General features: G+C 46.9%; 9 protein-coding genes. 3 read left to right on the forward strand and 6 right to left on the reverse strand.

Going from position 1 to position 10,000, the window contains the following annotated elements; all coding sequences use genetic code 11:
• Window positions 1–1,384: potassium/proton antiporter (locus LDL40_RS02165; RefSeq protein WP_300993324.1), on the forward strand; the 1,384-nt coding region annotated here is incomplete at its 5' end.
• A gap of 42 nt (window positions 1,385–1,426) precedes the next feature.
• Here the strand turns inward: LDL40_RS02165 and LDL40_RS02170 are convergent.
• From LDL40_RS02170 to LDL40_RS02190, 5 genes are all read right to left on the reverse strand, one after another.
• Entirely contained in the window at window positions 1,427–2,470 is a 1,044-nt protein-coding gene (locus LDL40_RS02170; protein WP_300993344.1) for a succinylglutamate desuccinylase/aspartoacylase family protein, read from the reverse strand.
• A gap of 24 nt (window positions 2,471–2,494) precedes the next feature.
• Window positions 2,495–3,424 (reverse strand): 30S ribosomal protein S6--L-glutamate ligase, encoded by a 930-nt coding sequence (gene rimK / locus LDL40_RS02175; RefSeq protein WP_300993326.1) that lies wholly within the window; start codon window positions 3,422–3,424, stop codon window positions 2,495–2,497.
• Window positions 3,425–3,506: 82 nt separating this feature from the next.
• Window positions 3,507–4,853, reverse strand: a complete 1,347-nt coding sequence (gene mgtE / locus LDL40_RS02180) for a magnesium transporter (protein ID WP_300993329.1) — start codon at window positions 4,851–4,853, stop codon at window positions 3,507–3,509.
• Window positions 4,854–4,889: 36 nt separating this feature from the next.
• Window positions 4,890–5,855 (reverse strand): magnesium transporter CorA family protein, encoded by a 966-nt coding sequence (locus LDL40_RS02185; protein ID WP_300993332.1) that lies wholly within the window; start codon window positions 5,853–5,855, stop codon window positions 4,890–4,892.
• A 312-nt stretch (window positions 5,856–6,167) separates the two neighbouring features.
• Complete coding sequence (locus LDL40_RS02190) at window positions 6,168–7,595, reverse strand: MFS transporter (RefSeq protein ID WP_300993335.1); 1,428 nt, start codon at window positions 7,593–7,595, stop codon at window positions 6,168–6,170.
• 102 nt (window positions 7,596–7,697) lie between these two features.
• On the opposite strand from LDL40_RS02190, the gene LDL40_RS02195 reads away from it, so the two are divergent.
• Entirely contained in the window at window positions 7,698–8,138 is a 441-nt protein-coding gene (locus LDL40_RS02195; protein ID WP_300993337.1) for a helix-turn-helix domain-containing protein, read from the forward strand.
• A gap of 30 nt (window positions 8,139–8,168) precedes the next feature.
• Here the strand turns inward: LDL40_RS02195 and LDL40_RS02200 are convergent, their stop codons facing one another.
• A complete protein-coding gene (locus LDL40_RS02200) occupies window positions 8,169–8,681 on the reverse strand; it encodes a hypothetical protein (protein WP_300993339.1) in 513 nt (170 codons plus the stop codon).
• 587 nt (window positions 8,682–9,268) lie between these two features.
• Here LDL40_RS02200 and LDL40_RS02205 point away from each other — a divergent pair.
• On the forward strand, window positions 9,269–10,000 hold a 732-nt coding region (locus tag LDL40_RS02205), incomplete at its 3' end, for a TonB-dependent receptor (RefSeq protein WP_300993341.1).

Genomic DNA, 10,000 nt, shown 5'->3' on the forward strand with positions numbered 1-10,000 from the left:
CCTGAATGTATCGCTGTTCTATGGTCTGTTGATCGGGGCTATCGTAGGTTCAACCGATGCTGCCGCAGTGTTTTCGTTACTGCGCAATGCCGGTATCCATATTAATCCGCGCCTGAAAGCCACCCTGGAAATTGAAAGTGCGACCAACGACCCTATGGCCATCTTTCTGACCGTGGGTTTATTAGAAGTGATGGTCAAAGGTCTGGAACCAGGTACTGGATTATTCATGCTGTTTGTGCAGCAAATGGGCATAGGCACAGTGGTGGGTTTAGCAGGTGGTTGGTTATCTGTACGCATTATTAACCGGATCCATCTGACCACATCGGGCCTGTATCCGGTGATGGTGGCCGCATTGGGTTTGCTGGCATTTGGTGTGGCCGCAAATTTGGGCGGAAGCGGCTTTTTGGCCATTTTTATCGCAGGTGTAGTAATAGGCAATAGCCGTTTTGTGTTTCAGCGCAGTACCTTTTTGTTTCATGACGGACTGGCCTGGTTGGGGCAAATTGTTATGTTTGTGATTTTAGGTTTGCTGATTAACCCCTCTACATTACTGGATGTCTGGATTGAAGGGCTCTGGATAGCGGCAGTGTTGATTCTGGTCGCCCGGCCTGTGTCTGTGCTTCCTGTGCTGAAGATATTTGGTTTTAACCTGAGGGAAATGACCTTAGTATCCTGGGTTGGTTTACGGGGCTCTGTGCCCATCATTCTGGCGATTTACCCGCTGATTTATGGCTTACCTGGTGCTGAGCTGATTTTTAGTGTGGTGTTTTTCGTAGTGCTTATTTCTGCCACTGTGCAGGGCTCTACTTTACCCTGGGTAGCCCGCACTTTAGGCTTGACTGAGGCACCTCCGGCAACGCCTGCAGCAACCCTGGAAATTACTGCTTTGGGTGATGTGGATGCCGATATTGTTGAATATCAATTGGGTGACAGTTCAAGAGCTTCAGGTCGGCGTTTATCGCAGATGGCGCTGCCGGATGGTACTGTGGTGGCGATGATCACGCGCGGCAATGACGTTATACCTCCGCGGGGGTCTACTTTCCTGCATGCCGGTGATCATTTGTTTATTGTGATGAAACCTGATGTGCGTGAATTTGTCGATCTGGTCTGCTCGGGTGTGGCAGAAGCCAGTCATCATGAATTGCCCGCAGGTGAGCTTAGGTTAAAAGGCTATACCAAAGTGGAAGACGTGCAGCACTCCTATGGCATCGAGCTTTTCGCGGATGGAGCCTTGTCCCTGGATGAGGTTTTACGTCAGGCCTTAGCGACTGAACCTGCACTGGATGCCAGCAAAACCTTTGGTGCAGTGACACTTTATGTGCGGGACATGGTAGGACAACGTATTGCTACTGTCGGCATAGTACCTACAGCAGTCAGCAGTTAAAAACAGTCACCTCAGAGCAGACAAGTCTGCTCTGAGGCTATGTTAAACCACGCCTAACATCGACGGCATTGCGGCGTCGACTTCGTCGGTTATGGCGTCCAGTGTCTTCTCGGCTTCATCTAAAGAGCTGACTTCGGCTATATGGAATAAAGCTTCCCCTTCGTTCACCAGCGGCAAGTTATTACGGCCTATCACTATGCCATTAAAACTGGCTTCAACAGCCACTTCAAAATCGGAGTAGGGGCTGTAGATATGCGCCAGCACATCACCTTGTTGCACTGTCTGACCAAGGCCAACGTAATAACGCGCTATACCGTCGTGTTCTGCTCTGATCCAGCTACTTTTTTTGCTGAACAAAGACCCGGTTTTGACCGCCTTTTTACTTGGGCTGAACATGCGAAGGTCTTGCATCACGTTCAAAATACCATGCACACCAATTTTGATGGACTGCTCATCAAAACGCAGTGCTTCACCGGCTTCATATAAAATAATAGGAATACCCAAAGCGTTGGCAGTGCCGCGCATTGTGCCTTCGCGGCTGGCCGCTTTGATAATAATAGGGGCGTTGAACACTTCGGCCATTTGCAAGGCGACTTTGTCTTTAGCACTTGCCCTGACCTGAGGCAGGTTACTGCGGTGAATGGCACCCGTATGTAAATCAATAACATGAGTGCATTGTTTTAAAATTCGTTCAGTAAACTGGTAGGCCATACGGCTGCCGAGTGAGCCTTTTTCGCTGCCCGGGAAGCTGCGGTTTAAATCCCGTCTGTCGGGTAAATAGCGTGACTGCTGCACAAAACCATAAGTATTAACTATAGGCACCACCACTAAGGTACCGCGCAACTGACTGAGTTTGGGCATTTTCAGCAAACGGCGGCAAATTTCTACACCATTAATTTCATCGCCATGCAAAGCTGAGGTGATCAGTAACACTGGACCTGGTCTTTTGCCATGCACCACATGAGCACCTATGTTCAGCTCAGTGTGGGTATAAAGTTTGCCAAAAGGAATATCCACCACAGCACGCTGGCCTGGTTGGATCACTGTGCCACCTAAAGTAAAAGCCTGTTGTTTTTCAGTCAGCATAGGTTTGCCTGCAGTTATCGACATTTACTTTTTCCCTTGCTGTTTTTGCAACGCTTTTTGCTGCATGCGAGCCTGATGCAAAGGCACATGTTTTTCCAGATATTCAATCATCCGGCCAGCCACATCTATGTCAGTCGCACCTTCTATGCCTTCAAGACCAGGAGAGCTGTTCACTTCCATCACCACAGGGCCATGGTTAGAACGCAAAATATCCACCCCAGCCACATGTAAGCCCATAGTTTTTGCAGCCGCCAGGGCAGTGCGTTTTTCTTCGGCGCTAAGTTTGACCAAAGAGGCAGTGCCTCCTCGGTGTAAGTTGGAGCGGAATTCACCGGCTTTGGCCTGACGTTTCATGGCTGCAACAATTTTATTACCGATAATAAAACAGCGGATATCAGCACCATTGGCTTCTTTGATGTATTCCTGCACCAGAATATTGGCATTGAGGCCCATAAAAGCTTCAATCACACTTTCGGCTGCGGTACGGGTTTCCGCCAGAACTACACCTATGCCTTGGGTGCCTTCGAGCAGTTTGATCACCAGCGGCGCTCCGCCGACCATCTCAATTAAATCAGGGATATCACCTGGCTTATCGGCAAAGCCGGTAATAGGCAGGCCAATACCTTCACGGGCCAGCAGTTGCAGTGAGCAGAGTTTATCGCGGGCACGGCTGATAGCGCTTGATTCATTCAGGGCATACACGCCCATCATTTCAAACTGACGTAATACCGCAGTGCCATAAAAGGTAATAGAAGCGCCAACCCGGGGGATCACAGCATCAAACTGCTCCAGCACTTCACCTTTGTAGTGAATACCGGATTTGGTTTTATTGATGTTCATATAACACATCAGCGGATCTATCACCTCAATCTGGTGCCCCCGCTCTTCGGCCGCTTCGACCAGTCGACGGGTCGAATACAACTCACTATTGCGCGACAAAACCGCAATTTTCATAACCACACCTTCAATTTCTTTGTTAGGAGTATTCTAGTGTGCTTTGGCGGCCAAGTATCTGTATAAAATCAAAAAATTTACATTAAATCAAAAACAGTGAACCTAAACCAAGGAAGGCAAAAAAACCTATCACGTCTGTCACTGTGGTTAAAATCACTGAACCTGACAAGGCAGGGTCTATTTTCATTTTCTCCAGCCAGACCGGGATCACCACGCCACTAAAAGCGGCGACACAAATATTAATCACTATGGCCAGACTTATGACTGTGGCGATAATCCAGTCACCAAACCAGAGGTAAGTAATACCAGCAATCACCAAAGCCCAAAGCACCCCATTAATAGCACCGACTCCCAGCTCTTTTCGCATCAAAGTCCAGTAGGTTTGAGGTGTGATTTGGCCTAAAGCCAAACCCCTGATGATCAGGGTCAGGGTTTGACTGCCGGCTATGCCGCCCATTGAGGCGACAATAGGCATTAATACAGCCAAGGCCACTACCTGTTGCAAAGTGGCTTCAAACAAACCTATGGTCCAGGCCGCTAAAAAGGCGGTCAATAAGTTGATACCTAACCATAAGGCCCGACGTTTAGCACTGTTGAAGATAGGCGCGAATAAATCTTCCTCTTCATCCAGACCCGCTGTATGCATAAACTGACCTTCGAGGCTACGCCGGACGTTTTCTAAAGCTTCACCTATAGATAAACGGCCTAACAGCTTGCCTTCGCTATCGACCACCGCCAAAGCACTGTAACCAGAACGGGCCACTAAATCTGAGCCTTCATCCAGCTCCATATCACCTTGCACCACAGGGGCTTCGGCGTCGATAAACTCGACTACAGGCATATGATTAGGTTGGCCTAACAAACGAATACCCTGCAGTAAACCAACATAACGGCCGGTGCGGTCGACTACGAATAAGGCTTCCTGGTATTCGGCATCTTCGGTCAGCTTTTTAAATAAACGCACCGCATCACGCACTTTGGCGTTTTTGCTTAAGATCAGTACGTCGTGGTCAGCATAGCGACCACATTGTTCGTCGTCGTAGGTTAAGGCCTGATCCAGCCAGCGTTTTTCGCTTTGATCTAAGCGAGAACAGGCATACTGATAAATGGCCTCAGGTAACTCGTCCAGTAACTCAATCAGGTCATCAACGTCAATTTCTTCAACCAACTCATGCAGTTGTGCTGTTTCGAGCTGCTTAAAGATGTTGCTGCGCGCATCCACCCTCATGTAGGTTAAGGCGGCTATCTGTTGTTCTTTTTCCAGCGTCAGCCAGGTGCCAACCCGTTGCTCCAACGGCATAGCTTCCAGAGCAAAAGCTATCTCTTCCGGCTCCAACTGGTCCAGTTTTTCCGCCAGTTGCTCAGTTTCGTTTTCATCAAAACTGTCACGGACTATTTCTTCAATATCCAGTTGGGTATTTTCAACCATTAAACCGCTCCTGCTGTTTGCGTAGTTGCACCAGCTTTACCACCAACGGCGAATTTTAAACCAGGCTAACAGACCAATGGCCAATCCAAGCATCAGGCCCCAGGTAATGTAGTAGCCAGACGGATTGTCCAGCTCCGGCATGTATTTAAAGTTCATGCCGTACACACCCACAATAAACGTCAGTGGAATAAATACTGCACTGAGCATAGTCAGTACTTTCATCTTTTCGTTAATTTGATGCGAGGAGGTTGAAATATAACTGCCGACCAAATCGCTTAACTGGTCGTAGTACATTTGAGTCATACTGTGCAGGCGCTCAAACTTCTCGTAAAAATCACGTAATTCTATCGAATCAAAATGACGTTTAAATGGATGGCTGGCATCTTCTTCGTATAAAAGGTCGGAAAACATTTCTTTTTGGTAAGCCAGATTGCGATCAATTTTCCGAAATACTGAGCGGTACTTCATAATTTGCGCCATTTTCTGGTCGTTACCATTGCTTTGCATGCTGTCTTCCAGCTCGCCCAGCTCATCTTCAAACTGCAGCAATTTTTCCAGATAAGTGGCGGACACCGCGTGGATGTATTTTTTAATCCAGTCTTTAAACTTTTCTATACCCAGCATGGAGGAAAAGGGCAGGTCTATTTTTGTGTCGTCCAGCGGGCTGTGGTATTTCACCAGTATCACCTGGTCGTTAAATAACACAGAAATTTGGCTATGGCCTGGATAGTCACTGAAATCAGGGCCGGAGAAACCACGTAAAATCAACAGGCTAAAGCTGTCGCTGAACTCCATTTTTGGCGGATGACGTTCACGCAGGAAATCTTCCGCTATCACGGGGTGGATACGGAAAAAATTCAGCACCTGTTGTTGTTCCATTTGGCTGGCCGCACTTAGATTAATCCAGATTTTAGTGTCGGACAGCAAAGGGTAATGCAGCGCCTGAAAATCGCTGATCTGCCATTGTTTTTGCTCCGGACAATACTGGTGAAGTTCTATCATGCTGCTGGCCTTTGGAATACTTTTGGCAGCATAAGCAAAAAGGCTACAAGATTGCAAATGCTGTTGCGGATCTTGCACTTAGATTAAAGACTTTGCTGGAAAACTGAGCAGCTTTAAGCACGGTTTTGTAAAAATATTGGCGTGGTGTTTTTGCAGCCGATCACGGGTTTAGATGCGGTATTGTTATTCAAAAACTTTTGTCTGAGGTCAGCTGCTTTGTCTTTCGCCGCTACAACAGCGAGGCAAACTGCAGTTAAGTATGAATTTCCCTCTTTATACACCAGATTTTTTGGTCCTTTACCTGGCCTTTTATCACTTAAGTTTATTATTACGAGCACTGACCCAATAAACACACAGCAGCAAAACACCGATAAAAGCACTGGCCAATATAAAAGTAGAAGTGAACGCCGCTTCCAGCTCTTGCCTGGTCGACACTGCTATATTTTCAGTGGGTAATTGCGAGGCGAACACTCCTACCATCATTGAAGCGCCTGTCATCAGACCTAAGTTTTTAACCAGATTCAGCACGCCTGATGCCAATCCCTTTTCGTTTTGTGCTGCGCCAGACATGACATAGCTATGATTAGAGGTCAGAAACATCTGACGCCCTGGAGTCAGAACGAACAGTGCGGCAATGTAGCCGGCTAGACCAAATAAAATGGGTAAGAATGCAAAACAAAGTATGCCGATGAACATGCACGAAAGTCCTAAAAACATAACCCGTTTTGCACCAATCAAATCGACAAGTTTTCCGGCAGGGTAGCCTGAGCATGCCGATAAAAACGGACCTATAGCCATCAGGATGCCAAGGTCCAATCCAGATACGCCGAAGCGATAAGTCAGAAAGTAGGGGCCTATGACTAATGTTGACATGGCCACCAGATCAACGAAAAAATTTGCCGCCAATGTAACATTGCGTAACTTGTTATGAAAAAAAGTCAGTTTGATTAATGGAGCCTTACACTTGTGCTGACGAATCAAAAAAAGGGTAAACACTAGTGCTGCACCTGCTAACAGCATAAGGTTTGATGTCGTCAGCATAGGGCTGTGTAACGTCATAGACAATGCATACAGCAAACAAGCCAACCCAAGCAGCAGCGTACCTAAAAAATCGTAGTCTTTATAGCGACCAGATAATTTGAGTAAAGCATTGGGAATAAAGAGCGCATTCAAACTGAAACTAACGCAGCCCAGAGCGAACATTGTCCAAAATATCGATTGCCAGCCAAATATCTCTAATAAGAATCCACCAACCACAGGCCCAAGGGCAGTGCCTATTGCTGCTGTTGTGCTCAACAAACCCATAGCGGAGCCTATTTTTTTAGGTTGGGCGGAGCTGGCCAGTGCCAGGGTTTGTGACAGGAGCAAGGCTGCGCCAAGCCCCTGAATCATTCTCGCAGCAACCAGCATCGATAAATTAACTGATATTGCACACATGAATGAGGCTACTGAAAAAATGCCAATACCCAAAAGAAGCAAAGGTTTTCTGCCGAAAATATCACCAAGCACAGCTGCACCAATAATAAAAGTAACAACCGAAACTAAGTAGGATATGACAAGCCAACTTACCGACGAGATCGAAGCGTTAAAACTGTGGGCCAGGTCGGGCAATGCTACATTTGTGATACTCACACCCAGAGTTGGCATCAATAGTGCGCAGGCAAGACTAAATAAAGTGGTTTTTGACGACGACTTGTTTTGCTCCTGGTCTTGGTGCGATTTCTCCAGTTCTTTAGTCATCTTCAGCTCCCGAATAGTCAACAAGCAACTGGCCTGATTGCGCAATTGTCAAAGTTTTTGTACTGTACTACTTCAAGTCAACTTTAAGTCAAGGCCAGGATTATGGGTTTAATAGATATTTCAAAACTATCGAAAAAGTCGGGACTACCAGCATCAACCATCCGGTATTACGAAGAAAAAAAACTCATCAAATCAATTGGTAGGAATGGTCTAAAGCGGATTTTTGATACTTATGTGTTTGACCAACTAGAGTTCATTGCCCTGGGACAACGAGCAGGATTTTCTCTTGAAGAAATACAGTCGATGTTTACAACGAAAGGGCAGTTCGAAGTAAATCGGCAAAGCCTGACGGCAAGAGCAAACGAAATAGCACAACGTGTTAAGCAACTTGTGGCTATACAGCGATGCCTCGAGCATGCAGCAAAATGCACCGCAGAAAAGCACAGTGAATGTCCTAAGTTTCAAAAACTCTTAAGAGTTGCAGGCAAGTATCAGGCGCGAGAGCACAAAACTAGTAAAGCGGCCCCGGTCAAGCGTGATTAACAACGCTTGACCGGACCATAAACGCCAGTTTTAAGATGCAAATCTAATCATGCGGCCTTGTTCAATTTCTTTTTTAAAGTCTGTGCTGGTCAGTCGAAATTGAATAAAACCTTCAGTTAGGCAGCGAGTGTCATGAATATCACCAGGCAAAAACACCCTGCATTGTCCACTTCGCATGACGTCTGAACCTCTGGAAACCAACTTCGTTTCGCCCTTGGCAGAGGTTATTAATTCAAATGTCGTCATTGCTATTTCGCCGGAATAGACAGCGTAAAAAACCCAACCCGCACCATGATCGTGTGGATGCCTATAGGTGCCTTGCTCTTCACTGTGTGCCAGCAAAATAAATCCATGGTCAGGATCTCTGTATAGCTCTTTTGCCGCAGGTCGTTGTTCCAGAATATCCTTCAGCCATAGCTCATCAGGCGAGCTCTTTGTCAGGTCTGCCAGCAGTTGTCTGACCGCTTCAACTGTTTCGCTGTTAAGTCCGGTCCAATGCTGCTTCACCTCAGAAATAAAGGTCTCTAATGCAGTTTTCTTCATTTCATTACCTCCTAAGTTCAACTGTCCTGAGCAGCTTACGACTTCAAGTCAACTTGAAGTCAAGCCTGGAGTTGCTTTTTTTAAGACGCCAAGTGAAGGGCTGCAAAAAACACAAGAATTTGGCGAAGCAGCAGGAATCTATGCCAAGAGTTGGAATTACAACTAAAGCTGGTTAGTGCTTGCATCGAATGTTGACCTTGTGATCTTCGGCTTCTTCAGACCGCTGCCCGGAAGTGCCACCACCAATGTCTACAAACTGTATCACCACAGCGTCAGTACTTTTGCCTCCGCCACTGGAAGGGTTGAGGAGGCCCAGACCACTGAGTACCGAAAAAGGGTGTATTTGCGTATTGTTTGTGTGGACTTTCCGCTGTCCTACTTATTTATCCACATCAATGGGAAAGATAATGTTTCACTGCCCAAGCCCACAACAACCCAGCCTGAATCGTGTTGTAGTATGACCAGCTCGCCTTGTCGAATCTCTGTATCTCTGGTTTTAGACTGCCATTAAGGTTAAAGCTGTGGCAAACCCGGCAGTTTGTTTGCCATTAAAAAAAAAGCAAAAAACTACAGACAGGGGTTAGATAATGCATAAACGTAACGCACTTTCGCTTGCGATAGCCATGGCATGCGTTTTTTCCGCCGCCGCGCAGCAAGCAGACGTCACTAATAGCAACAGCAACACTGCAGCGGCCACATCAAAGGCCGTTGCCAATGACACCGAGCTGGAAGTCATTTCAGTCACGGCCACCAAACGCAAAACTAAACTGATGGAAACCCCAGTGGCTATTTCAGCCCTGAGTGAAGCTCAACTGCAACAAAATGGCGTGAATAATGTGGTGGATATCGCCAATTTAGTGCCAGGTCTGGACATTGCCGTCTCTTCTGAACAGGCGGCTCCGGTTATTACCATGCGTGGTATCCGTTCCACCAACATCACCGAACTGGGCGACCCTGCGGTGGGGGTGCATCTGGACGGTATTTATTCGCCACGTATGCAGGGCGCTTTGGCGCTGATGTACGACGTAGAACGGGTTGAAGCTTTGCGTGGCCCACAAGGTACTTTATTTGGCCGTAACTCTACAGTCGGTAGCATTAACGTACTGACCGCCAAGCCCGATTTAAGTAACACCTTTGGTAACCTGAATACCGAGATGGGTAAATTTAATGCCAAAAGTGTCGGCGGTATGTTTAACCTGGCGGTGTCTGACGATTTTGCCGTGCGTTTTTCCGGCAAAGGCTTAAAACGGGACTCTTATGTTGAAGGCTACTTCGACCCGAACCAATACGACACCCGTTATTTACCAGCTGGTGTGTTA

It is taken from the genome of Rheinheimera sp. (assembly GCF_020217005.1).
Taxonomy (GTDB): Bacteria; Pseudomonadota; Gammaproteobacteria; order Enterobacterales; family Alteromonadaceae; genus Pararheinheimera.